This window comes from Paracoccus sp. NFXS7, assembly GCF_040148865.1.
Lineage (GTDB): Bacteria > Pseudomonadota > Alphaproteobacteria > Rhodobacterales > Rhodobacteraceae > Paracoccus > Paracoccus marcusii.
Window position 1 is genome coordinate 827,975 of record NZ_JAKEKV010000001.1, and the last position, 22,656, is coordinate 850,630.

Annotated in this window: 23 protein-coding genes; 10 read left to right on the forward strand and 13 right to left on the reverse strand. The window is 69.2% G+C overall.

Features of this window, described 5'->3' with window-relative positions; all coding sequences use genetic code 11:
* Positions 1–18: 18 nt before the first annotated feature.
* From glcF to LZ686_RS04075, 3 genes are read right to left on the reverse strand one after another with little or no spacing between them, the layout of a single operon-like run.
* Positions 19–1,314, reverse strand: coding sequence for a glycolate oxidase subunit GlcF (gene glcF / locus LZ686_RS04065; protein ID WP_046001058.1), 1,296 nt, complete (start codon positions 1,312–1,314; stop codon positions 19–21).
* Complete coding sequence (locus LZ686_RS04070; protein ID WP_349547061.1) at positions 1,314–2,351, reverse strand: FAD-binding protein; 1,038 nt, start codon at positions 2,349–2,351, stop codon at positions 1,314–1,316. The genes glcF and LZ686_RS04070 overlap by 1 nt, the downstream gene beginning before the upstream one ends.
* Complete coding sequence (locus tag LZ686_RS04075) at positions 2,341–3,798, reverse strand: FAD-linked oxidase C-terminal domain-containing protein (protein WP_349547120.1); 1,458 nt, start codon at positions 3,796–3,798, stop codon at positions 2,341–2,343. Before LZ686_RS04075 ends, LZ686_RS04070 begins: the two co-directional genes overlap by 11 nt.
* 91 nt (positions 3,799–3,889) lie before the next feature.
* Here LZ686_RS04075 and LZ686_RS04080 point away from each other — a divergent pair, with 91 nt between their 5' ends.
* Positions 3,890–4,666 carry a DUF599 domain-containing protein gene (locus tag LZ686_RS04080; protein ID WP_046001060.1) on the forward strand — a complete coding sequence of 259 codons (777 nt, stop codon included), beginning with the start codon at positions 3,890–3,892 and terminating at the stop codon, positions 4,664–4,666.
* On the opposite strand, the gene LZ686_RS04085 is transcribed toward LZ686_RS04080, so the two are convergent.
* Positions 4,572–5,771, reverse strand: a complete 1,200-nt coding sequence (locus tag LZ686_RS04085; protein ID WP_045982930.1) for an MFS transporter — start codon at positions 5,769–5,771, stop codon at positions 4,572–4,574. The genes LZ686_RS04080 and LZ686_RS04085 overlap by 95 nt on opposite strands.
* A gap of 99 nt (positions 5,772–5,870) precedes the next feature.
* Positions 5,871–6,269, reverse strand: coding sequence for a hypothetical protein (locus LZ686_RS04090; protein ID WP_245008437.1), 399 nt, complete (start codon positions 6,267–6,269; stop codon positions 5,871–5,873).
* 54 nt (positions 6,270–6,323) lie between these two features.
* Here LZ686_RS04090 and LZ686_RS04095 point away from each other — a divergent pair, with 54 nt between their 5' ends.
* Positions 6,324–7,100, forward strand: a complete 777-nt coding sequence (locus tag LZ686_RS04095) for an alpha/beta fold hydrolase (RefSeq protein WP_347917217.1) — start codon at positions 6,324–6,326, stop codon at positions 7,098–7,100.
* On the opposite strand, the gene LZ686_RS04100 is transcribed toward LZ686_RS04095, so the two are convergent.
* The 4 genes from LZ686_RS04100 to LZ686_RS04115 form a co-directional block, all read right to left on the reverse strand.
* Positions 7,097–7,396, reverse strand: coding sequence for a hypothetical protein (locus LZ686_RS04100; protein ID WP_349547062.1), 300 nt, complete (start codon positions 7,394–7,396; stop codon positions 7,097–7,099). The genes LZ686_RS04095 and LZ686_RS04100 overlap by 4 nt on opposite strands.
* Before the next feature lie 43 nt (positions 7,397–7,439).
* Positions 7,440–7,802: a cell division protein ZapA gene (locus tag LZ686_RS04105; protein WP_045982928.1), complete on the reverse strand. Its 363-nt coding sequence runs from the start codon at positions 7,800–7,802 to the stop codon at positions 7,440–7,442.
* Position 7,803: 1 nt separating this feature from the next.
* On the reverse strand, positions 7,804–8,274 hold the full coding sequence (locus LZ686_RS04110; protein WP_052715294.1) for a hypothetical protein: 471 nt from the start codon (positions 8,272–8,274) through the stop codon (positions 7,804–7,806).
* Between the two features lie 104 nt (positions 8,275–8,378).
* Positions 8,379–10,148, reverse strand: a complete 1,770-nt coding sequence (locus LZ686_RS04115) for a BCCT family transporter (protein ID WP_349547063.1) — start codon at positions 10,146–10,148, stop codon at positions 8,379–8,381.
* A 205-nt stretch (positions 10,149–10,353) separates the two neighbouring features.
* Between LZ686_RS04115 and LZ686_RS04120 the strand changes: the two genes are divergently transcribed.
* The 5 genes from LZ686_RS04120 (at position 10,354) to ade (ending at position 15,371) form a co-directional block, all read left to right on the forward strand.
* On the forward strand, positions 10,354–11,010 hold the full coding sequence (locus LZ686_RS04120) for a potassium channel family protein (RefSeq protein WP_045982927.1): 657 nt from the start codon (positions 10,354–10,356) through the stop codon (positions 11,008–11,010).
* Positions 11,007–12,353 (forward strand): TrkH family potassium uptake protein, encoded by a 1,347-nt coding sequence (locus LZ686_RS04125; RefSeq protein WP_349547064.1) that lies wholly within the window; start codon positions 11,007–11,009, stop codon positions 12,351–12,353. Before LZ686_RS04120 ends, LZ686_RS04125 begins: the two co-directional genes overlap by 4 nt.
* A gap of 45 nt (positions 12,354–12,398) precedes the next feature.
* Positions 12,399–12,986, forward strand: a complete 588-nt coding sequence (hisB, locus tag LZ686_RS04130) for an imidazoleglycerol-phosphate dehydratase HisB (RefSeq protein ID WP_349547065.1) — start codon at positions 12,399–12,401, stop codon at positions 12,984–12,986.
* On the forward strand, positions 12,986–13,615 hold the full coding sequence (gene hisH, locus LZ686_RS04135) for an imidazole glycerol phosphate synthase subunit HisH (protein ID WP_349547067.1): 630 nt from the start codon (positions 12,986–12,988) through the stop codon (positions 13,613–13,615). The genes hisB and hisH overlap by 1 nt, the downstream gene beginning before the upstream one ends.
* A 61-nt stretch (positions 13,616–13,676) precedes the next feature.
* A complete protein-coding gene (ade, locus tag LZ686_RS04140) occupies positions 13,677–15,371 on the forward strand; it encodes an adenine deaminase (protein WP_349547068.1) in 1,695 nt (564 codons plus the stop codon).
* A 37-nt stretch (positions 15,372–15,408) separates the two neighbouring features.
* Here the strand turns inward: ade and LZ686_RS04145 are convergent, their stop codons facing one another.
* The gene (locus LZ686_RS04145) at positions 15,409–15,996 is read right to left on the reverse strand and encodes a (d)CMP kinase (protein WP_349547069.1); all 588 of its coding nucleotides are present in this window, start codon (positions 15,994–15,996) and stop codon (positions 15,409–15,411) included.
* 276 nt (positions 15,997–16,272) lie between these two features.
* On the opposite strand from LZ686_RS04145, the gene LZ686_RS04150 reads away from it, so the two are divergent.
* Complete coding sequence (locus LZ686_RS04150) at positions 16,273–16,965, forward strand: helix-turn-helix transcriptional regulator (protein WP_349547121.1); 693 nt, start codon at positions 16,273–16,275, stop codon at positions 16,963–16,965.
* A gap of 187 nt (positions 16,966–17,152) precedes the next feature.
* Here the strand turns inward: LZ686_RS04150 and tsf are convergent, their stop codons facing one another.
* Together tsf and rpsB are read right to left on the reverse strand one after the other, a co-directional pair.
* Positions 17,153–18,064 carry a translation elongation factor Ts gene (gene tsf / locus LZ686_RS04155; RefSeq protein WP_127899006.1) on the reverse strand — a complete coding sequence of 304 codons (912 nt, stop codon included), beginning with the start codon at positions 18,062–18,064 and terminating at the stop codon, positions 17,153–17,155.
* Between the two features lie 83 nt (positions 18,065–18,147).
* Positions 18,148–18,930: a 30S ribosomal protein S2 gene (gene rpsB / locus LZ686_RS04160; RefSeq protein WP_045982920.1), complete on the reverse strand. Its 783-nt coding sequence runs from the start codon at positions 18,928–18,930 to the stop codon at positions 18,148–18,150.
* 261 nt (positions 18,931–19,191) lie between these two features.
* Here rpsB and eda point away from each other — a divergent pair, with 261 nt between their 5' ends.
* Together eda and LZ686_RS04170 are read left to right on the forward strand one after the other, a co-directional pair.
* On the forward strand, positions 19,192–19,833 hold the full coding sequence (gene eda / locus LZ686_RS04165; protein WP_045982919.1) for a bifunctional 4-hydroxy-2-oxoglutarate aldolase/2-dehydro-3-deoxy-phosphogluconate aldolase: 642 nt from the start codon (positions 19,192–19,194) through the stop codon (positions 19,831–19,833).
* Positions 19,834–19,835: 2 nt separating this feature from the next.
* Positions 19,836–21,032 carry an MFS transporter gene (locus LZ686_RS04170; RefSeq protein ID WP_349547070.1) on the forward strand — a complete coding sequence of 399 codons (1,197 nt, stop codon included), beginning with the start codon at positions 19,836–19,838 and terminating at the stop codon, positions 21,030–21,032.
* A gap of 2 nt (positions 21,033–21,034) precedes the next feature.
* On the opposite strand, the gene xseA is transcribed toward LZ686_RS04170, so the two are convergent.
* Entirely contained in the window at positions 21,035–22,618 is a 1,584-nt protein-coding gene (xseA, locus tag LZ686_RS04175; protein WP_349547071.1) for an exodeoxyribonuclease VII large subunit, read from the reverse strand.
* Positions 22,619–22,656 lie beyond the last annotated feature (38 nt).

Sequence of the window (22,656 nt, forward strand, 5' to 3'; positions counted from 1 at the left end):
GATCGCTCGAACCGCGTTTCAAGACCCCAATGCGGCAGGTTTCGGCCCGCCCGTGGCCCAGTCCAGCAGCTCGACCGTATGCACCACCGGCACCTGCGTCCCGCCGCCGATCTGCATCATGCAGCCGATATTGCCCGCCGCGATCACCTCGGGCGCGACCGCCTCCAGCGTCTCGACCTTGCGCGCCTTCAGCTCCGACGACAGTTCCGGCTGCAGCAGGTTATATGTCCCCGCCGACCCGCAGCACAGATGCGGGTTCGCGGGCTCCAGCACGGTGAAGCCCATTCCCGACAGCAGGTCCTTGGGCGCCGACCGGATCTGCTGGCCGTGCTGCAGCGAACAGGCCGAATGATAGGCAACGCGCATTCCCTGCCCCTGATCGCCCGCCCGCGCGGGCAGGCCCAGCCCGACCAGGAACTCGGTCACGTCACGGGCCAGGCCCGCGACACGGCGCGCGTCGGCCTCCATCGGGTCGCCCTTGAACAGATGGCCGTAATCCTTGATCGTCGTCCCGCAGCCCGAGGTGTTGATGATCACCGCGTCCAGCGCCCCCCCCTCTTCGGCCGCAAGCAGGCGGCGGATGCTGTCGCGGGCGCGGGCCTTGCCGTCGGCCTCCTGCCCCATATGCAGGGTCAGCGCGCCGCAGCAGCCGAAATCCTGCGGGATCACCACCTCGACCCCCGCCCGCTGCAGCAGGCGGATGGTGGCATCATTGATGTCGGTGTTCAGCGCCCGCTGCGCGCAGCCGACCATCAGCGCGACCCGCGCGCGACGGGTGCCCTGCGCCGGGAAGGTCTGGCCGTCGTCGTTTCGGCTGACCGGGGGGATCGACCTGGGCGCCATGTCCAGCATCGCGCGCAGGCGGCGGTCCGGCATCAGCCCCTTGAAAGGCCGCGCGATCCGCGCCCCCATCAGCGCCAGCCGGAACCGGCCCGGATGCGGCAGCACGAATTTCAGCACCCACCGCAGAAAGCGGTCAGCGACGGGACGGCGATAGGTCTCCTCGATATGTTCGCGTGCATGTTCCAGCAGGTGACCGTAATGCACGCCCGACGGACAGGTCGTCATGCAGGACAGGCAGCCCAGACAGCGGTCGATGTGCTTGACCGTCTTTTCATCCGCCGGCCGGCCGGATTCCAGCATCTCCTTGATCAAGTAGATACGGCCGCGGGGGCTGTCCAACTCGTCCCCCAGCACCTGATAGGTCGGGCAGGTCGCCGTGCAAAAGCCACAATGCACGCAGGTCCGCAGGATCTTGTTCGACCGCGCGGTCAGCGGGTCGGACAGCTGTTCGGGCGAGAAATGGGTCTGCATCAGGCAAGGTTTCCAAACAGGCCGCGCGGGTCGAACCGTGCCCGCAGGTCACGCTCCAGCCGGTCGGTCAGGGGGTCGGGGGCGGGCAGGATGCCCGGCGCGCCGCTGATGCGGCGGGCATGGCCCGAAAAGGTCGGCAGGTCGGGCATCTGCCCGCGCGGCAGGCGGACATGGATCAATGCCCCGCCCCAGTCCAGCGACCGGGGTTCCGGCAGGCGCGCCAGCAGGGCCGGCGCCTCGCTTGGCCGACAGGTGATGCGCCATGTGTCCAGGTCGGGGTGGTGGCTGGTCCGGCACAGCAGATCCCAGGCCTCCGGGTCGCCCTCCTGCACGGTACCGAAGGCGGACAGGCGCGCGGTCAGGTCCGCCGCGCGTGCCTTGACCGATGCAGCCAGCCCCTCGACCCGGATCAGCGCGCCGTGGCCGGGCAGCCACGCCGCTCCGGACACGTCGAAGGGGCCGCCAAGCGCGCTGGACAGGGCCGGGATGGCGGCCGCGCCGTCCAGGTCCGGCAAAGCCAGGGTCGCGGTCACGGGCGGGATGGGGGCCGTGCGAAAGCTGATCTCGGTCAGCGCGCCCAAGGTGCCCCGGCTGCCGGCCATCAGCTTGACCAGGTCATAGCCGGTGACATTCTTCATCACCCGCCCGCCATTGCTGACGATCTGGCCCTGCCCGTCCACGAAGCGGACGCCGATCATCGCGTCGCGCGCGGCCCCGGCCTGAACCCGGCGCGGGCCGCTGGCATTCGTCGCAGCCACGCCACCGATGGTCGAGCCGGTCGTGACCGGTGGTTCGAACCCCAGCATCTGGCCTTCGGCGGCCAAGGTCTGGCGCACTTCCTCCACCGGGGTGCCCGCACGGACGACCAGCGTCAGCGCCTCGGGTTCGTACAGCGTCACGCCAGTCAGGGCGGTCGTGTCGATCCGGTCCCCCTGCCCCTCTCCGGGCCACAGGCGCGTGGCGCCACCGGTCACGGCGATCGGGCCGCGGGCGTCGCGGATCATCTGGGCCAGCTGGCCCTCGGTCTCAGGCTGCATCGGCGGGCCGGTTCAGGCGGCGGTCGCGGCGCGGGGCGCTGACGTCCAGGGGAAAGACCTTGGCCGCGTTCAACAGCCAGTGTGGATCGAACGCATCCTTGACCAGCATCTGCGCCTCGAGGTCGTTGGGGGCGAACTGTTCGCTCATCAGGTCTCTCTTTTCGATGCCCACGCCATGTTCGCCGGTCAGGCAGCCGCCGACCTTGATGCACAGCCGCAGGATGTCGGCGCCAAGCGCCTCGGCCAGGTCCAGGTCGCCCGGCTTGTTCGCGTCATAGATGATCAGGGGATGCATGTTGCCGTCGCCCGCGTGGAACACGTTCGACACGGCCAGCCCGTATTGCCGCGACAGATCGCCGATGCCCGCCAGGACCGTGGGCAGGGCCGTCACCGGGATCGTCCCGTCCAGGCAGATATAGTCGCCCATGCTGCCCATCGCGCCAAAGGCCGATTTCCGGCCCTTCCAGATGCGGGCGGATTCGTCGTCGGACCGGCTCTCGCGGAACTCGACCGGGTCGAATGTCATGGCGATGTCGCGGATCAGGGTCAGCTGTTCGTCGATCTCGGGGCCCGTGCCCTCGACCTCGACGATCAGCAACGCCTCGCAGTCGGGATAGCCCGCGCCCGAAAACTCCTCGGTCGCCTTGATGCAGGGGGCGTCCATGAACTCGATCGCGACCGGGATGATGCCCGCCCGGATGATCGCCGCCACGCAGGCGCCCGCGGTCTCGGCTGCGGCAAAGCCGATCAGCGCGGGCCGCGCGCCTGCGGGCTTGGGGAGGATGCGCAGGGTCGCCTCGGTCACGATGCCCAGCTGGCCCTCGGACCCGCAGACGACGCCCAGAAGATCAAGCCCCGGCCCCTCGCCCATCGGGCCGCCCAGATGCACGACAGACCCGTCCATCAGCACGACCGTGACGCCCAGGAGGTTGTTGGTGGTGACCCCGTATTTCAGGCAATGCGCGCCGCCCGAATTCATGGCGATGTTGCCGCCGATGGCGCAGGCCAGCTGGCTGGACGGATCGGGCGCATAGAAGAAGCCCAGCCCGTCCACCGCACCCGATACCGACAGGTTCGTGCGCCCCGCCTGGACCCGGATCAGCCGATCCTCGGGGGCGATCTCCAGCACGTCGGTCATGCGCGACAGGCCGATGACGACCGCGTCGGCGGTGGGCATGGACCCGCCCGCAAGGCTTGTCCCCGCGCCGCGCGGCACCACCGGCACGCGCAGGTCGTGGCACAGGCGCAGCAGGCGCGACACCTCCTCGGTGCTGCGGGGCAGGACCACCGCCAGCGGCGCGCAGCGATAGGCCGACAGCGCATCGCATTCATAGGCCCGCGTTTCCGCCGGGTCGTCGATGACCGCGTCGGGCAGCGCCTGCCGCAACGCCTGGGTGATCACCTGCCTGCGCGCCAGGATGGACGCGTCGGGTGGGGGCATCTGCATCATGGCCGGTTCTCCTCCCTGCCTGTCGTCCCGACGGTATGCCGCGTCACGGGGGGTTTCAAGGCGCGACGTCCGGCCCTAATGTCGCGTCATGAACCTGCTGGACCAGATTTCCGCCGCTCCGATGGCCCTGCGCGACATGGCCGCGCTGGCGTTCCTGTTCGTCGCTTGGCTGGGGATCGGCTGGTTCACCGAACGCCCGCCGGCGGGGCGGCCGTCGGTCTCGGTGCTGATGACGCGCTATCGCCGGGAATGGATGCGACATTTCGTCGAGCGCGACCCGCGCATCTTCGACGGCAACATCCTGGCCAGCCTGCGCGAGGGGACGGCGTTCTTTGCCAGCGCCTGCATGATCGCCACGGGCGGCCTGCTGGCGCTGATCGGCAACGGCGAGCGGCTGCGCAGCGTCGCCAGCGGGCTGGAGCTGACGCCCACCGCCGGCACAGGGTGGGAACTGCGCCTGCTGGTGCCGATGTTCTTCGTGGTGAACGCGTTCCTGAAGTTCGTCTGGGCGCACCGGCTGTTCGGCTATTGCGCGGTGATGATGGCGGCGGTCCCGAACCGCGCCGACCACCCCGAGACGATGGACCGCGCCATGCAGGCGGCCGATCTGAACATCACCGCCGCCCGCAGCTTCAACGCCGGGCTGCGCAGCGTCTATTTCGCGCTTGGCGCGCTTGGCTGGCTGACCGGCGCCTGGACGCTGATGCTGGGCACGGCGATCGTGCTGTGGGTCACGTGGCGGCGCGAATTCGCGTCGACCTCGCGCCAGGTCATCCTGCGGTCGCTGCCGCCCCCGATGCTGTCCGCCGGGCTTTCCGGTCCTGTCGGACAGCGATCGTCAGCACCACCGCCCCCGCGGCCGTAAGCGCCACGCCCACCAGCCCCGGCGCGCGCCAGCCCCATCCGGCCGCCAGCGCCAGCCCGGCCAGGAAGGGTCCAAGCGCGTTGGCCGCGTTGAAGGCCGCGTGATTCATCGCCGCCGCCATGTTCTGGGCCGACCCCGCCACGTCCATCAGCCGCGTCTGCAGCGGAATGACCAGCCCCGCACCGGCGGCGATCAGGAAGGACGACAGCACCATCAGCGGCCAGCTGCCCACGACCAGGGCTGCGAACCCCTGGGTCGCGGCCATCGCGGCCAGGCTGGCAAATGCCGCACGGTCGATGCCCAGGATCTCGGTCAGGCGGCCGGCGCCCCAGGTGCCCAAGGTGCCGCCCACGCCAAAGGCCGCCAGCGTCAGCGGGATCACGTATCCCGGCGCGTCGGTGGTGGCCAGGATCGCCGCCGTCAGGAAGGCATAGACCGCGAACAGCCCGCCGAACCCGATGGCCCCCACGGCCAGCACCCACAGGACGCGCGGGTTGCGCAGCGCCGCCAGTTCGTCCCACGGGCGGGCGTCGGGATTGCCGCCGACGCGGGGCGCCACGCGAAGGATCAGCCAAGCCGACAGCAGCGCGATCACGCCAGGCAGCGCAAAGCCCCACCGCCAACCGATGCTTTGCCCCATCCAGCCCGCCAACGGCACGCCGACGATGTTGGCGATGGTCAGCCCCAGCAGCACCCGTGCCGCGCCCCTCGCCCGCTGTCCCACGGGCAGCGCGTCCGCCGCGTAAAGCATCGCGACCCCCAGAAAGCCGCCATGCGGCAGGCCGGCCAGGAACCGCACCCCGACCAGCGTCGCCAGCCCCGGCATGAAGGCCGCCAGCAGGTTCACGACGCCGTAAAAGGCCATCAGCGCCGCCAGATAGCGCCTGCGCGGCAGCCGCGCGCCCAGCATCGCGGTGACCGGCGCACCGACCACGACGCCAAGGGCATAGGCGCTGATGACGTGACCGGCCTGCGGCTCGGTCAGGGCCAGGTCGGCGGCGAAATAGGGCAGCAGGCCCATGGCCGCGAATTCGGACGTGCCGATGGCGAACGCGCCAAGCGCCAGCGCCAGGATCGCGGCGCGAAAATCAGGGGTAGAGGTCATGCGGTGTTCCTGGGACGGGGGTGTTAGCCCTCACACCAGCTTGGGCGGGGTTTGGCAAGCCCTGCGCGGACAGGTCAGCCTTGCATCATGTGCAAGGCGTCACAGCAGCCCGCGCTGAACCGCGACCCAGATCGCCAGCGCGGCCACCACCAGCACCCCGAACGCGACCGAGGCGCCAAAGCTGACCGCCCTTCCCTGCCAGCGGGTGATCTCGCCCAAGGGGCGCAGATGCGCGGCCAGCGCGGCGTGATCGCGCGCCAGACGCTCGGCGGGCAGCTGCCGCGCGACCTTGGGCTGGGACGACAGGCGGTCGGCCTCGGCCAGGCGGGCCGCACGGCGGCGCAGGCGCGCCGGCAGCGCCCCCCCGCGGCGGTTCAGCATCACGGAAAGCGGCGGCCGTTCGCCGCGCCGTGCGCCGCCGAACCGGGACGCGATCAGGACCGCGATCTCGTCGGCCATGACGGGAATGTCTTCGAAGCTGTGACCCTTGCGCATCATCGGGTCAGGATAGACGGGATGGCAGCCGCGCGCCAGACGCCGTAAGCTGCCCGCATGAAGCTGAATCACACCATCGCGGGCCCCGAGGGCGCCCTTCCCGTCCTGCTGGTGCACGGACTGTACGGCCAGGGCCGCAACCTGGGCGCGCAGGCCCGCAGGCTGGCACAGACGCGCCGCGTGGTCACGGTCGACCTGCGCAACCACGGCGACAGCCCCCAGGACATGGATGCCGACTATGCCGCGCTGGCGAACGATCTGGCCCGACTGATCGGCGATCTGGGCGGGCGGGTCGATCTTGTCGGCCATTCGATGGGCGGCAAGGCGGCGATGGTGCTGGCGCTGACGCAGCCCGACCTGGTGCGGCGGCTGGTGATCATGGACATCGCGCCCGTCGCTTACGACCATGACCAGACCCGCTATATCGACGCGATGGAGGCGCTGGATCTGTCCGCGATCACCCGCCGCAGCCAGGCCGATGCGGCGATGGCCGCGGACGTGCCCGAACCGGGCGTGCGGGCGTTCCTGCTGCAGAACCTGGACTTCAAGGCCACGCCGCCCGCGTGGAAGCTGAACCTGCCCGCGCTGCGCGCGGCGATGCCGCAGATCGTGGGCTGGCCCGACGACCTGCCGCAAGGCAGCTTTCCCGGCAAGGTCATGGCCCTGCGCGGGGCCCGGTCCGATTATGTCGCCGATGCCGGAGAGGCCGCCCTGCGCGCCCATTTTCCGCAGGTGCGCATCGTCACGCTGAAGGATGCCGGGCACTGGCTGCATGCCGACGCGCCAGAGGCCGTGGCCGAAACGCTGGTCAGCTTTCTGGGCGACGGCCGCTAGCAGCGCAGATCGACCAGTGCGACGGCCGAATGGGGGCCGCCCTGCGGCGTCAGGCTGTTGTCGATGGGCCGGCATCCGGTGGCTTGGGCGGCCGCGCGCATCATCAGGTCGGGCATACGGCCGCGATCGGCGCGGCGGAGGTGGTCCAGCCTGATCACCTGCGCCTCGGTCCCGCGGGGATAGACGGCAAAGCGCATGCCGTCGACCGTCACGTCCTGACGCGCGGCGGCCGGGAAGCCCGGCGACGGGGTGGTGCAGCCCGACAGGGCCAGCATCAGGACAAGGGGGACCGTCATGCGCATCATGCCCCCATCATCGCCCGGCAAGGTTAACGGCAGGTTAATCCTGCCGCTGCTCCTCCAGCCGATCGGCCAGCGATTCGGCCCGGGCGGCCAGTTCGGCCATCGCCTCTCGCAGGTCAGAGGGAATCACCGGAACCTCGACGCGGGGCGGGTTCTGCTGCAGCCGATTGATGTGGCGTTCGGCCTTTTCGGCGCGATCCTCCAGCGTGGCGAAACGGTCGGCCAGCATCAGCCCGGCCAACAGCAGCAGGCGCGGCTCGGGGACGCGACCGGCCTGTTCCAGGATCTGGCGCGCCTCTCCGTCCAGGATGGCGGCGGCGCGTTGCAGCAGGCGCTCCTCGCCATCGGCGGCGCCGACGCGGTATTCCTTGTGTCCGATGGTGAATTCAACCTCGGCCATGTCAGCGCTCCTCGTGGTTGGGCGGCAGATCCTCGGGCAGACCGCCCGCATCGCCCCCGGCCTCGTCCGGCACGGCGCCGTCCAGGATCGGCGGTTCGTCGGCCAGCAGGCGCTCCAGCTCTGCCATGATCTCGCTCATCTGCGCCATCTCGGCGGCGCGGGCGGCGCGCAGGGCGGACAGTTCGGCCTGCAGGGCGGCCATCTGTTCGTCGGCCCCGATGCCGCCGGTCTCCTGCGCCTCCAGAAGGTCGCGGTTGGCGGTGATCAGTTCCTCGTTGGCGGCGGACAGGCCCGCGGCCTGTTCCGTCGCGGCGTCCAGACGGGCCTGCAGCTCGGCCAGGGCGCCGTCATCGGCGGCGCTGGACGGGGCTGGTGCCGCCGCTTCGGCCGGACGTGGGGGCACGTCAAGCATCTTGTCCATCCGGTCAAGCGCGGCGCGCAGCCTGCGTTCGCTGGCAGTGATGTCGCTCATGGCGCGGGTCCTTTGGTGGCGTCTGAAAGACGTTTTCGCATTGCGGGCCCGGTAAGACAAGAACGGGCGGGAAAACCCGCCCGTTCCTTTCGACTATCCGGGGGTCAGCGCAGCTCTCGATGCTCGGCCATCAGGCCCTTGACCAGGGCATAGCACGCGCCCAGCAGCACGATGGCGAAGGGAAAGCCCGTCGACACCGCCATCGCCTGCAACGCGACCAGGCCGCCGCCCACCAGCAGGGCGATGGCGACCGCCCCCTCGATGGCAACCCAGAAGATGCGCTGCGGGACGGGGGCGTTGATCTTGCCGCCCGCCGCGATCGTGTCGATGACCAGCGATCCGCTGTCCGACGAGGTCACGAAGAACACGATCACCAGCACGATCCCCACCAGCGAGGTGATGGAGGCCAGGGGCAGCTGCCCCAGCATGGTGAACAGCTCCAGTTCCAGCGGCGCATCCAGGATGCCCGAGAAGCCGCTGACGGTCAGGTCGATGGCCGTGCCGCCAAGCGCCGTCATCCACAGGATCGAGATCAGCGACGGCACGATCAGCACCGCGATCAGGAACTGCCGCACGGTGCGGCCGCGGCTGACGCGGGCGATGAACATGCCGACGAAGGGCGACCAGCTGATCCACCATGCCCAATAGAACGCGGTCCAGCCGTGGCGGAAGTTGTCGTCCGTGCGACCGAAGGGATTCGACAGCGGGATCAGCTCCGCACCATAGGCGCCCAGGTTGCTGAAGAAGCCGCCCAGGATGGCCATGGTCGGGCCCACCGCGATGATGAAGATCAGCAGCACGATGGCCAGGATCATGTTCAGCTCGGACAGGCGCTTGACGCCCTTTTCCACGCCCAGGACGACCGAGGCCCCGGCGACGAAGGTGATGCCGACGATCAGCAGGATCTTGTTCAGGCCGGTGTTCTGGAACCCGAACAGATAGGCCAGCCCGGCCATCGCCTGTTCCGCGCCCAGACCCAGCGAGGTCGCAAGGCCGAAGATCGTGGCCAGCACCGCCAGGATGTCGATGACGTGGCCCGGCCAGCCCCAGATCCGTTCGCCGAAGATCGGATAGAAGACCGAGCGCAGCGTCAGCGGCAGCCCCTTGTTATAGGCGAACAGGCCCAGTGCCAGCGCCACCACCGCATAGATCGCCCAGGGGTGCAGACCCCAGTGGAAGATCGTCGCGGCCATGCCGATGCGGCGGGCGGCCTCGGGGTCGTCGACGGCGCCGCCCAGCGGGGCCCAGTCGGTGCGCACGCCCCCCTCGGTCACCGGACCGCCCAACGCGGCCTCGAAATGGCCCAGCGGTTCGCTGACCCCATAGAACATCAGTCCGATGCCCATGCCCGCCGCAAACAGCATCGCGAACCAGCCGGTCAGGCTGAAATCGGGCGTGGCTTCGGGTCCGCCAAGACGGATCCGGCCAAGCGGCGACACGATCAGCGCCAGGCACAACAGCACGAAGACGTTGCCGGCCAGCATGAAGAACCAGTCCAGGTTCGATGTCAGCCCGTCGCGGATGCCCCCGAACAGGGGTTCCAGCTGGCCGGGAAACATCAGCGTGGCGACGGTGAACAGCACCACCGCCGCGGCAGAGATGCCGAAGACCGGGTTGTGGATGTCGAAGGGCACCTTGCCCTGATGCTCGATGTTGTCCTGACCGATGGTATAGTCGGTCTCGATGATCTCTGTCGGGCCTTCGGGCTCGGGCAGCGGCTCGATGCCGTCATCGGGGGCGGGTGCAGGCTCTGCCTTGGGCGGCGGGGCCTTGGGGGCATGGGGCGGGTAACGGCCGCTCAGGGCGTCCTGTTCGCGCGTCCGGTCGCGGGGGGTGCCCGGCGTTCCCGGACCTTTCGGTGGTGTTTGTGACATCTGTCCCTTTCAGATTTGGTCTCGAACGGGTGGCAGGTCCTTGGACCCTTGGCGGAAATCCGCCGCGGAGGCTCACTCCTTCTCACATTTCGGTCAGAAAGGCCACTGCCGGACATTTGGTTCCCATTGGCCTGCCCGGCCCGACCGTTGACTTTGCCGGCAACCGTGACCAAGCATTCGCGTTTTGCGCCGTGGCGAGGACCCGATGGGAAAAGTGAACCGCAGCTTTGTCGTGATCGGGCTTGGCGCCTTCGGCAGCGTCGTGGCCGCCGAACTGGCGCGCTTCGGCAACCAGGTCATGGGCATCGACAAGGACCCGCGGCGGGTGGCGGCGCTGGCCGAACAACTGCCCGCGTCGCTGATCCTGGACGCCACCGACGAAGGCGCGCTGCGCGAGGCGGGCGTCGACCGCTATGACGTGGGGCTGGTGTCGATCGGCAACAACCTGGAAAGCAACGTGATCGCCGCGATGAACCTGCGGCTGGTGGGCGTGGGCACGGTCTGGGCCAAGGCCGACAACCGCACCCATCACCGCATCCTGTCCAAGATCGGCGCCGACCGCGTCGTCATGCCGGGGCTGGAGATGGGCCGCCACACCGCGCAGATGCTGAACAACCCGGCGGTCCAGGACTATGTCAGCCTGGGCAACGGCTATTCGGTGGTGAACCTGATGATCCCGCACCGCCTGTCGGGCCGTACCCTGTCGCAGCTGAACCCCGGCCCGGGGATCGAGATCCTGGGCATGATGCGCGGCACCGAATATCGCGACATCCGCGGAGAGGACCCGGTCCTGCAGGCCAACGACCGCCTGCTGCTGCTGGGCAAGCGGGTGGACCTGACCGGTTTCGGCGACCGGCTGTGAAGCGGCCCCGCCCCTCGGCGCTGCGGCGCTGGCTGGCGCGCACGCCCCCGCCGGCCGTGCTGGCGGTGGGGTACCTGACCCTGATCGCGGTGGGCGGGCTGCTGCTGATGCTGCCACCGATGACGCACACGCCGATCACGCTGTCGGATGCGCTGTTCACCTCGACCTCGGCGGTGACGGTGACCGGGCTGAACGTGGTCGACACCGAACTGGTCTATGCGTTCTGGGGACAGCTGGTCATCGCGGTGCTGATCCAGCTGGGCGGGCTGGGCCTGATGACCTTCGCGGTGCTGATCTGGTCGGCCCTGGGCCGCCCCCTGGGCATCACCCAGGGCACCTATCTGCGCGAGGACCTGAACCAGACCTCGTACGGCAAGCTGACGCGGCTGGTCTGGACCATCCTGCGCATCGTCGTCATGGCCGAGGTCGCGGGCGCGATGCTGCTGTGCCTGTCCTTCATGCCCCATCACGGGCTGGGCCCGGGGCTGTGGCATGCGATCTTCCATTCCGTCTCGGCGTTCAACAACGCGGGCTTCTCGACCTTCTCTCCGGGGCTGACGGGATACGCGCTGGACCCGGTGGTCAACGTGGTGATCCCGGTCCTGTTCATCGCGGGCGGCATCGGCTACGTCGTCATCGCCGACCTGTACCAGCGCACGTTCTGGCGCGGCTGGTCGCTGCACACGCGGATGATGATGGTCGGCACCGCCATCCTGATCGTGGGCGGCGTCGCCATGACCGCGATCCTGGAATGGGACAACCCCAACACGTTGGCACAGTATCACAGCATCACCGCCCGCCTGACCGTCGCATGGTTCCAGGGCGTGACCACCCGCACCGCGGGGTTCAATTCGACCGACATCGCGGGGTTGGAGGAATCCACCTCGTTCATGTACATGATCCTGATGATCATCGGCGCCGGCCCCACCTCGACGGGCGGCGGGCTCAAGGTGACGACCGTCTTCGTGATGCTGCTGGCGACCTGGGCGTTCCTGCGCCGCCGGACCGAGGTGACGGGGTTCGGCCGGTCCATCCCCCTTGGCGACGTGCTCAAGGCGATGGCGCTGATGGCGATGGCCTCGGCCGTCATCGTCACCGCGATCTTTCTGCTGCTGATCAGCGAGGGCGGCGATTTCGTCGACATCGCGTTCGAGGTGTCGTCGGCCTTCGGCACGGTCGGCCTGTCGCGGGCCTATACGCCGGAACTGTCCGAATTCGGGCGCGCGGTCATCATGGTGGTGATGTTCCTGGGCCGGGTCGGGCCGCTGACCCTGGGGTTCTTCCTGGCCACACGGATGGTGCCGCGGGTGCGCTATCCCGCGGGCCAAGTGCACCTTGGCTGATGCGCCCGCCGCCCCTATAAGGCGCCCTGACAGGAAGGACATCCCATGCGCCAGGCGACCATCACCCGCAAGACCTCGGAAACCTCGATCGAGGTGACGCTGAACCTCGACGGCACCGGGGTCTATGACAACCGGACCGGCGTGGGCTTCTTCGATCACATGCTGGACCAGCTGTCGCGCCATTCGCTGATCGACATGACCATCCGCGCCGAGGGCGACCTGCATATCGACGACCACCACACGGTCGAGGATACCGGCATCGCCATCGGCCAGGCCCTGGTCGCGGCACTGGGCGACAAGAAGGGCATCCGCCGTTACGGCAGCTTCCTGCTGGCCATGGACGATTCGCTGGTCCGCGCGGCGCTGGACCTGTCGGCGCGGCCCTATCTGGTATGGAACGTCGAATTTCCGTCGGAAAAGATCGGCACGTTCGACACCGAACTGGTGCGCGAATTCTTCCAGGCGCTGTCCACGCATGGCGGCATCACGCTGCATGTCGACCGCCTGCACGGGCTGAACAGCCACCACCTCGCCGAGGCCGCCTTCAAGGCTGTCGCCCGCGCGCTGCGCGAGGCGGTCGAGCCCGATCCGCGCATGGCGGGGGTGCTGCCCTCGACCAAGGGGGCGCTGTGATGCGGGTCGCGCTGGTCGATTACGACAGCGGCAACCTGCATTCGGCCGAAAAGGCGTTCCAACTGATGGGCCGTGACGCGGGCGCCGAGGTCGTCGTGACCTCCGACCCCGAGGTCGCCGCCCGCGCCGACCGCATCGTGCTGCCCGGCGACGGGGCCTTCCCCGCCTGCCGCACCGCCCTTGGCGAGGTGGACGGCATGGCCGAGGCCATCCAGGACGCGGTGATCACCCGCGGCGTGCCCTTCATGGGGATCTGCGTCGGCATGCAGATGCTGGCCACTACCGGCCACGAATATCGCGAGACCCCCGGCCTGGACTGGATCGGCGGAGAGATCCGCGCCATTGCCGCCCCGGGCCTCAAGGTGCCGCATATGGGCTGGAACGATCTGGTCATCGACCGCCCCCACCCCGTGCTGGAGGGGATCGCGACCGGCGATCACGCCTATTTCGTTCACAGCTGGCAGTTCCAGGTTACCGACCCCGCCCATCTGCTGGCGAATGTCGATTACGGCGGGCCGGTGACCGCGGTGGTCGGACGCGACAACATTGTCGGCACCCAGTTCCACCCCGAGAAATCCCAGGCCGTGGGCCTGCGCCTGATCGCCAACTTCCTGCGCTGGAACCCCTGAGGGGTCACTGGACCTCCGCCGCCGTTTGCGGTCATGTGCCGCAAACGGACAGGAGAGAGTGATGGATGATCTGGAACGCCGCATCGCCGTGGCCCGGGGCGATCAGCCCGCCGACCTGATCCTGCGCGGCGGCCGGGTCTTCGATCTGATCACCGGCACGATGATGGCGGGCGACGTGGCGATCTGCGGCGACCGGATCGCAGGGATCGGCGATTACGACGGCACCCGCGTGATCGACGTCACCGGGCTGATCCTGGTGCCGGGCTTCATCGACACGCATCTGCATGTCGAAAGCAGCCTGGTCACGCCCTTCGAGTTCGACCGCTGCGTGACGCCCCGCGGCGTGACCACGGCCATCTGCGACCCGCATGAGATCGCCAATGTCATCGGCCTGGAGGGCATCCGGTATTTCCAGGCCGCGTCCGAGCATCTGCTGATAGACCTGCGGGTGCAGCTGTCCTCCTGCGTGCCGTCCACGGAGATGGAGACGTCGGGCGCGCGGATCGAGGCCGGGGATCTGGCGCAGGTGATGGGCCACCCCTCGGCCATCGGGCTGGCAGAGTTCATGAACTATCCCGGCATCATCCACCGCGACCCGGGCGCCATGGCCAAGCTGCGCCTGTTCGCGGGCGGCCATGTCGACGGGCACTGCCCGCAGCTGACGGGTCTGGACCTGAACGCCTATGTCGCCGCCGGCATCCGCACCGAGCATGAGGCCACGACCGCCGAGGAGGCGCTGGAAAAGCTGCGCAAGGGAATGCGCGTCCTGATCCGCGAAGGCTCGGTCAGCAAGGATCTGGATGCGCTGCAGCCCATCCTGACCGAGGCCACCAGCGCCTATCTGTGCCTGTGCACCGACGACCGCAACCCGCTGGACATCGGAGAGCATGGGCATCTGGACTACATGATCCGCCGGCTGATCGCGCTTGGCACCTCGCCGCTGGCGGCCTATCGCGCGGCGTCGCTGTCGGCGGCCGAGGCCTTCGGGCTGAAGGATCGCGGGCTGATCGCGCCGGGGTTGCGCGCCGACATCGTGGCCATCGACAGCCTCGAGGGGTGCCACGCGCAGCTGGTCCTGACCGGCGGGCGGGTCGTGGATGACGCGGCCTTCGCCGCGCGCGGGACGGTGGCGCCGGTGGGACGCGCCTCGGTCAAGGCGCCCAAGGTGACGCCGCAGGATTTCCGCTGCACAGGCAACCGCGCGGAAACCCCGGTGATCGGCATCTTGGAAGGCAAGATCATCACCGAACACCTGACCCATGACATCCCGCCGCAGGACGGCGACAAGCGCCCCGATCCGTCGCGCGATCTGTCCCGCATCGCGGTGATCGAACGGCATGGGCGCAACGGCAACATCGCCACGGGCTTCGTGCAGGGGTTCGGCCTAGCGCGCGGGGCCATCGCATCGACGCTGTGCCATGACCATCACAACATCGCCGTGGTGGGCGTCGATTACGCCGACATGGCGCTGGCGGCCAACCGGCTGACCGATCTGGAAGGGGGCTTCGTCGTGGCCTGCGACGGCCGCATCCTGGCCGAGCTGCCCCTGCCGGTCGCGGGGCTGATGAGCCTTGAGCCGTTCGAGACCGTGCGCGACACGCTGATCGCCCTGCGGGAGGCGGCCCGGACCCTGGGCACGACGCTGGAGGAGCCGTTCCTGCAGCTGGCCTTCCTGGCCCTGCCGGTCATTCCCGCGCTGAAGATCACCGATCGCGGCATGGTCGATGTCGCGAAATTCGAGATCATCGCCCCCTGACCCCGCCGGCATCGGTCCGGGACGGGCACCAGGCCCGTCAGTCGCCCCGAACGCGCAACACCTCGGCCACGGCGCGCGCCACGGCATCGTCGATGCTCAGCGTGCTGGTGTCCAGCACGACCGCATCCGCGGCCGGGCGCAGCGGCGCCGTCGCCCGCTGGCTGTCGCGCAGGTCGCGTTCGCGCAGCTGGGCCAGCATCTCCTCGGGGTCGGCGCCCAGTTCAGCCGCACGACGCGCCGCCCGCACCTCGTCCGAGGCGACCACGTACAGCTTGACCGCCGCATCGGGACAGATGACCGTGCCGATGTCGCGCCCGTCCAATACGGCACCGGGGTCCTGCGCGGCAAAGCGGTGCTGGAACGCGACCAGGGCCGCGCGGACGTCGGGAATGGCCGCGATGCGGCTGGCAGCCTGACCCGCCTCGGCGCTGCGCAGGTCCGGGCGGGCCAGATCCTCCGCGTTCAGCGAATGGGCCGCCGCGACAGGATCGCCCCCCTTGGCGCCGGTCGCCCGGTACAGCAGACCCGTGTCCAGGTGGTGAAATCCGAACCGGTCGGCCAGCGCGCGGGCGATGGTGCCCTTGCCCGATGCGGCCGGTCCGTCGATAGCGATGATGAAGGGCATGGCAGGCGATCTGTCGGTTGGCGTTGAGAACGGAACGTCCCGCACCCTTCGCATGCCCGGGGCCACGCGTCCAGCACCCCCGCCCCCGGACCGCCACGCGCAATATTCAGATCACCGGCCATCGCGATATTTTCACGACATTACCCCTTGGCAATCTCTGCGCTGCGCCGTCCTATGGGACTTTAAGAACGCATTGAGTTTTAGATATAGATTTTATCAGGTTTTATCGAACGTCTTCTGGACGCCCCGACCATTGCCGACATCCGCGCCGTATTTCTGGAAGCGGTCGGCCAGCTTGGCTACGATCACGCCCTTTATGCCGCGCGTTTCATGCTGACGGTGCCCAGGGCGCTGTTGCGCGACAACCCCGTGGTCTTCAGCAACCTACCCCCCGATCTGATCGAACAAGCCCAGCGGCTGCGCGATCTGGATCAGGACCCCTGGGTCGAATGGGTGCGCGACAATGACGGCGACATCGCGTCCGACGCGTTGCAGGACCAATTCGGCCCGTCGCGGTCCTTCGGGCTGGCGGCGGAACACGGGCTGGGCCATGCCCGCATCATCAGCCTGCGCGACAAGGTCCTCCACAGCGTGGGCGCGGTGGTGGTAATGCCGCGGCAGGGTGCCGATGCGCAGGACCTGCAGGCGTCCTGGGCGCGGTCGGGCCGCGAGGTCCGGGTGCTGTCCTGGGTGATGCACATGCGCATCGCGACGATGCAGCGCAACCTGCCCAAGGCCACCCTGACCCCGCGCCAACGCGAGGTCCTGGGCTGGCGCTCGGCCGGCAAGACCGTCGGAGAGATCGCGGTGATCCTGGGCATCACCGCCGCCACCGTGGAAAAGCACATGCGTCTGGCCCGCGAGGCCCTGGGGGTCGAGACGACGCCCCAGGCCGTGCTCAAGGCCCATGTAACGCATCAGCTGTTCCAGCCTGCCGCCGCCTCGCTGAGGCTGGGGGGCCAGGGGTAGGGTTTTCCACCGTTTCGCCCGCCCCCGAAACCGCGTCACATCGCGGCGTTCCGTGAGTGGTGACACGCATGTGTCAGGAACAGGCGGCGTGCGGCAAGGTTGCCTTGGCCGGGCGCCGCCACCAAGGTCCGGAACGCGAAATGCCGGCCCAGGGGGCCGGCATTCGTGTCGTTCGATCAAGAAAGGATCAGGCGCCGCTGAGGGTCTTGGCGACCTCGGCTGCGAAATCCTCTTCCTTCTTCTCGATGCCTTCGCCGACCATCACGCGGGCATAGCCGGTGATCTGGACGCCGGCCTCGGCCGCGGCCTGCTCGACCGTCAGGTCGGGGTTCATCACGAAGGCCTGACCCAGCAGCGTGTTCTCGGCCACGAACTTCTTCATCCGGCCCGGGATGATGTTGTTCTGGATGACGGCCTCGGGCTTCGGCTTGGCCGAGGAAGCATTCTCTTCCAGCGCCTTGGCGGTCTGGACCTGCAGCTCGCGCTCCAGCGCGGCGGGGTCCATGGTCGCTTCCGACAGCGAGACGGGGTTCGTCGCCGCGATGTGCATCGCGAACTGCTTGCCCACGGTCTGCGCCTTGTCCGCCGGACCCGACAGCGCGACCAGCACGCCGATCTTGCCCAGGCCGTCGGCGGCGGCGTTGTGCACGTAGGACACGACGGTCTCGCCTTCCAGCACCTGCACGCGGCGCAGGGTCAGGTTCTCGCCGATGCGGGCGATGGCGCCGGTCACGACGTCCGAGACGGGCTTACCGTCCAGATCGGCGGCCTTCAGGGCCTCGATCTCGCCCGCGCCGTTCAGCGCGACGCCGGTGATATCACGGACCAGCTGCTGGAAATCGGCGTTCTTGGCGACGAAGTCGGTCTCCGAGTTGATCTCGACGGCGACGCCGCGGCCACCCGAGACCTGGACGCCCACCAGACCTTCGGCGGCAACGCGATCGGCCTTCTTGGCGGCTTTCGCCAGACCCTTGGTGCGCAGCCAGTCGATGGCCGCTTCCATGTTGCCGTCGTTCTCGGTCAGGGCCTTCTTGGCGTCCATCATGCCTGCGCCGGTGGTCTCGCGCAGTTCCTTCACCATCGCTGCGGTGATTGCCATATCCGTCTCCTATCTGTTCAACGCGTCAGGCGGGGCATATCCCCGCCTGACGACAATCCGATGAATGGGTGGTCCGGGGCGGATCAGGCCTCGGCTGCGGCCTCTTCGGTCGCCGGCTCGTCCAGCAGCTCTTCCGGCGCTTCGGCCAGCGAACCCAGGTCGACGCCCGACGCACCCATGTGCGCGGTCATGCCGTCCAGGGCCGCACGGCTGACCAGGTCGCAGTACAGCGCGATGGCGCGGGCCGCGTCGTCGTTGCCCGGGATGATGTAGTCGATGCCGTCGGGCGAGCAGTTGGTGTCGACCACGGCCACGACCGGGATGCCCAGCTTCTTGGCTTCCAGGATGGCCAGGTCTTCCTTGTTCACGTCGATGACGAACAGAAGGTCGGGAAGGCCGCCCATGTCGCGGATGCCGCCCAGCGAGGCTTGCAGTTTGGTCTGCTCGCGCTCCAGCTGCAGGCGCTCTTTCTTGGTCAGGCCCTCGGCGCCGCCGGCCATCGTCTCGTCGATCGCCTTCAGGCGATTGATCGACTGGCTGACGGTCTTCCAGTTGGTCAGCGTACCGCCCAGCCAACGGTGGTTCATGTAGAACTGTGCCGACTTTTCAGCCGCTTCCGCGATGGAACGCTGTGCCTGACGCTTGGTGCCGACGAACAGCACGCGGCCGCCCTTGGCGACGGTGTCGCGCACGACCTGCAGGGCCGCGTCCAGCATCGGCACGGTCTGCGTCAGGTCCAGGATGTGGATGCCGTTGCGGTCGCCATAGATGAACTCGCCCATGCGGGGGTTCCAGCGTTGGGTCTGGTGACCGTAGTGGACGCCAGCTTCAAGAAGCTGACGCAGCGAGAATTCGGGAAGCGCCATGAGGAGTTCCTTTCCGGTTTGCGCCTTGGCAGGGGGTCTCAGGGCGGATGCCCCAACCGGTGGACCGTTGCGGATATGTCCCGCAAGGCCCTCCCCTGCCTGTGAAGTAGGCGCGCGATAGCCCCTGCGCGGGTGAAAGGCAAGCAGATTCGCTGTGGCATTCCTGCAGATAGCGGTAACATCGGCATGGCGGCACCCTTGCATCGGGCGGGGCTTGGGTTCAGGTTCGCAGCAGTTCCATTCATAAGCGATAGGCCCGCCATGACCCCCCAAGATCAGTCCCGGCAGACGAAAGCCCTGTGCCAGCTTGCGCCGGTGATCCCGGTCATCGTCATCAAGGACGTGGCCCATGCTGAGGGGCTGGCCCGTGCGCTGGTCGCGGGCGGGTTGCCTGTGCTGGAGGTGACGCTGCGCTCGGACGCCGCGCTTGACGCGATCCGCGCCATGAGCGGTGTCGCGGGCGGCCATGTCGGCGCGGGCACCGTGCTGACCCCGGACGACGCCAAGCGCGCCAAGGACGCGGGCGCCAGCTTCGCGGTCTCTCCGGGCCTGACCGACCGGCTGATCGCGGCCTGCGAGGACCTGGCCCTGCCGCTGCTGCCCGGCGCCGTCACGGCCTCCGAGGTCATGCGCGCCGCCGATGCGGGCTTTGACATGCTGAAGTTCTTCCCGGCCGAGGCCGTGGGCGGCGCGCCTGCGCTGAAATCGCTGGCAGGCCCCCTGCCCCGCATCAGCTTCTGTCCCACGGGCGGCGTGACACCCCAGAACGCCGGCAGCTATCTGTCCTTGCCCAACGTGATCTGCGTCGGCGGCAGCTGGATCGTAACCGATGCCGACATGGCCGCCGGCAACTGGCAGGCGATCGAGGATCGCGCCCGCACCGCCGCCGCCCTGCGCGGCTGACCATGGACCTGGCGCGCGCCCGGAGGAACGTCACGGTCCTCGTGCTGGCACAGGCGATCCTGGGCGCGCAGATGTCGGTCATCTTCATCGTGGGCGGGCTTGCGGGACAGATCCTGTCCCCGCATCCCTGCCTGGTGACGCTGCCGCTGTCGATGATCATCCTGGGCTCGACCCTGTCGGCACGGCCGCTGGCGCGCTTCATGCAGGCGCGCGGGCGGCAGGCGGGGTTCCTGCTGGCCGTGGCGGCGGGGGCCTTGGGCGCGGCGATCGCGGCGGCGGGGCTGTGGCTGGGCTCGTTCGCGCTGTTCATGGTGGGGTCTGGGCTGACCGGCATCTACATGTCGGCGCAGGGCTTCTACCGCTTTGCCGCGACCGACACCGCGCCCGAGGATTACGCCCCAAAGGCCATCAGCCTGGTCATGGCCGGGGGCTTGGCCGCCGCCATCATCGGCCCGGCGCTGGTGCGCATGACCAGCGACCTGACCGCCGTGCCGTTCCTGGCGACCTATCTGGCGGTGATCGGCCTAAACCTGGCCGGACCGCTGCTGTTCTCCTTCCTGGACATCCCCAAGCCGCCCGCGCCGGTGGCGGGCGCATCCACGGGGCGCCCGATGGGGCAGATCCTGCGGACCCCCGCCATTGCCGTGGCGATGGTCTGCGGCATGGTGTCCTATGCGCTGATGAACCTGGTGATGACCTCGACGCCCCTGGCCGTGGTGGGCTGCGGCTATGACACGGCGGATGCCGCCAATATCGTCAGCGCGCATGTGCTGGCCATGTTCGCGCCCAGCTTCGTCACCGGCCACCTGATCGCGCGCTTCGGGGCCGAGACGATCGTGGGGCTGGGCCTGGCGATCCTGGCCGCCGCGGGGGCCGTCGCCCTGTCGGGGGTGGAACTGGAGCAGTTCTTCATCGCCCTGATCCTCTTGGGGATCGGCTGGAACTTCGGCTATATCGGCGCCACGACCATGCTGACCCGCGCCCATGCCCCCGACGAACGCGGCCGCGTGCAGGGCATGAACGATTTCGTGGTCTTCGGCGGGGTGTTCCTGGCGTCGCTGTCGTCGGGCGGGCTGATGAACTGTTCGGGCGGGTCCATCGTCGCGGGCTGGAACGCGGTGAACCTGGCGATGCTGCCGTTTCTGGCGCTGGCGGGCGGGGCGCTGCTCTGGCTGATCAGGCGCCCTCGTCCCGCCTGAGGTCAGATCAGCGTCTTCTGCTCGGGCGGCGCGGGCTTGCGACGTTTGGGCTTCTCGGGGGCCGCGTCGAGGCGCACGGCCACGCGGCGGTCGCCCGCGAATTGCAGCTCCATCCGCGGGGTCCGGGCGGCGACCTCGGGCGTGGTGATCACCCCGCCCTCCGCGTCGCGCAGGATCACGAAGCCGCGCCGCAGCGTCTGTTCGTGCCCCAGGGACAGCCGCATCCGGTCCAGCCGGACCAGCGCATCCTGCCGCTGACGGCGGATGCGGGCCGTCGCCGCGACCAGCCGCCGGTCCAGATCCCCCAGACGCGCATCCTGCTGCGCCGTCACGCGCCGCGTATCGGCCAGGACCCGCACCAACGAATTGTCCAGCCGCTGGCGCAGCTGCGCCAGCCGGTCGCGCGGACGCTCCAGCCGCCGGGCGCGCGCGCCCTCCAGCCGCATCAGCGCGCGGTCCATCCCGGCGCGCTTGCCTTGGGTGAACTGGCGCAACATCGCCGCGGGCATGGGCCGCGAGGCCAGCTGCTGCCGTCGCGCCCGCGCCAGCTGCCGCAGCGCGGGCTCTAGCCGCCCGCCCCACAGGTCCAGCCGCTGCCGCGCGCCTTCCGTCAGCGCCGCAGGACGACCAAGCGCGCGGGCCAGATCGCGCAGACGCTGACGCGGGCGTTGGATCGCCTGCGCATTGCTGCGCGCCATCCGCGCCCCGGCCTCGGCCAGGCGCGCGGCCAGGTCGGCGCGGACCGGGACGGCCATCTCGGCCGCAGCCGTCGGCGTCGGCGCGCGCCGGTCCGAGGCGAAGTCGATCAGCGTCGTGTCCGTCTCATGCCCCACGGCCGAGATCAGGGGGATGGCGCTGTCCGCCGCCGCCCGCACGACCGATTCCTCGTTGAAGCCCCACAGATCCTCCAGCGACCCGCCGCCGCGCGCCACGATGATCAGGTCCGGCCGGGGGATCGGCCCGCCCGGCGACAGCGCGTTGAAGCCCCGGATCGCGGCCGTCACCTGCGGCGCGCAACCCTCCCCCTGCACGGCCACCGGCCAGATGATCACGCGGGTCGGAAAGCGGTCGCGCAGCCGGTGCAGGATGTCGCGGATCACCGCACCGGACGGCGAGGTCACCACCCCGATCACCCGCGGCAGGAACGGCAGCGCGCGCTTGCGGTCCTGATCGAACAGCCCCTCGGCCGCCAGGGCCTTGCGACGCTTCTCCAGCATGGCCATCAGCGCGCCCGCACCGGCGGGCTCGATCTGATCGACGATCATCTGGTATTTCGACTGGCCCGGAAAGGTCGTCAGGCGGCCGGTGGCGATGACCTCCATCCCCTCCTCGGGGCGCTGGATCAGGCGGGCGGCCTGCCCCTTCCAGGTGACGGCGGCCAGCACGGCGCGGTCGTCCTTCAGGTCGAAATACAGATGCCCCGATCCGGGACGGGACACGCGCCCGACCTCGGCCCGCACGCGGACGCGGCCGAACTGGTCCTCGATGCTGCGCTTGACCGCGCCGGACAGTTCGGACACGGTGAATTCATGCGCGTTGCTGCCCGGCTCTGGGGCATCGTCCATGTCGTCGTCCAGCAGGTCCATGCGTCTTGTTCCCTTGTCCCGGCCAGACTAGAACGCCG

Excerpts from the sequence above, each read along its gene's own strand:
- eda (WP_045982919.1), top strand. The coding sequence starts at position 19,192 with ATGACCCCCCAAGATCAGTCCCGGCAGACGAAAGCCCTGTGCCAGCTT.
- tsf (WP_127899006.1), bottom strand. The coding sequence starts at position 18,064 with ATGGCAATCACCGCAGCGATGGTGAAGGAACTGCGCGAGACCACCGGC.
- hisH (WP_349547067.1), top strand. The coding sequence starts at position 12,986 with ATGCGGGTCGCGCTGGTCGATTACGACAGCGGCAACCTGCATTCGGCC.
- rpsB (WP_045982920.1), bottom strand. The coding sequence starts at position 18,930 with ATGGCGCTTCCCGAATTCTCGCTGCGTCAGCTTCTTGAAGCTGGCGTC.
- LZ686_RS04115 (WP_349547063.1), bottom strand. The coding sequence starts at position 10,148 with ATGTCACAAACACCACCGAAAGGTCCGGGAACGCCGGGCACCCCCCGC.
- LZ686_RS04095 (WP_347917217.1), top strand. The coding sequence starts at position 6,324 with ATGAAGCTGAATCACACCATCGCGGGCCCCGAGGGCGCCCTTCCCGTC.
- xseA (WP_349547071.1), bottom strand. The coding sequence starts at position 22,618 with ATGGACCTGCTGGACGACGACATGGACGATGCCCCAGAGCCGGGCAGC.
- LZ686_RS04070 (WP_349547061.1), bottom strand. The coding sequence starts at position 2,351 with ATGCAGCCTGAGACCGAGGGCCAGCTGGCCCAGATGATCCGCGACGCC.
- LZ686_RS04100 (WP_349547062.1), bottom strand. The coding sequence starts at position 7,396 with ATGACGGTCCCCCTTGTCCTGATGCTGGCCCTGTCGGGCTGCACCACC.
- hisB (WP_349547065.1), top strand. The coding sequence starts at position 12,399 with ATGCGCCAGGCGACCATCACCCGCAAGACCTCGGAAACCTCGATCGAG.
- LZ686_RS04145 (WP_349547069.1), bottom strand. The coding sequence starts at position 15,996 with ATGCCCTTCATCATCGCTATCGACGGACCGGCCGCATCGGGCAAGGGC.
- LZ686_RS04110 (WP_052715294.1), bottom strand. The coding sequence starts at position 8,274 with ATGAGCGACATCACTGCCAGCGAACGCAGGCTGCGCGCCGCGCTTGAC.
- LZ686_RS04090 (WP_245008437.1), bottom strand. The coding sequence starts at position 6,269 with ATGATGCGCAAGGGTCACAGCTTCGAAGACATTCCCGTCATGGCCGAC.
- LZ686_RS04085 (WP_045982930.1), bottom strand. The coding sequence starts at position 5,771 with ATGACCTCTACCCCTGATTTTCGCGCCGCGATCCTGGCGCTGGCGCTT.
- LZ686_RS04120 (WP_045982927.1), top strand. The coding sequence starts at position 10,354 with ATGGGAAAAGTGAACCGCAGCTTTGTCGTGATCGGGCTTGGCGCCTTC.
- LZ686_RS04075 (WP_349547120.1), bottom strand. The coding sequence starts at position 3,798 with ATGCAGATGCCCCCACCCGACGCGTCCATCCTGGCGCGCAGGCAGGTG.
- glcF (WP_046001058.1), bottom strand. The coding sequence starts at position 1,314 with ATGCAGACCCATTTCTCGCCCGAACAGCTGTCCGACCCGCTGACCGCG.
- LZ686_RS04080 (WP_046001060.1), top strand. The coding sequence starts at position 3,890 with ATGAACCTGCTGGACCAGATTTCCGCCGCTCCGATGGCCCTGCGCGAC.
- LZ686_RS04170 (WP_349547070.1), top strand. The coding sequence starts at position 19,836 with ATGGACCTGGCGCGCGCCCGGAGGAACGTCACGGTCCTCGTGCTGGCA.
- LZ686_RS04105 (WP_045982928.1), bottom strand. The coding sequence starts at position 7,802 with ATGGCCGAGGTTGAATTCACCATCGGACACAAGGAATACCGCGTCGGC.
- ade (WP_349547068.1), top strand. The coding sequence starts at position 13,677 with ATGGATGATCTGGAACGCCGCATCGCCGTGGCCCGGGGCGATCAGCCC.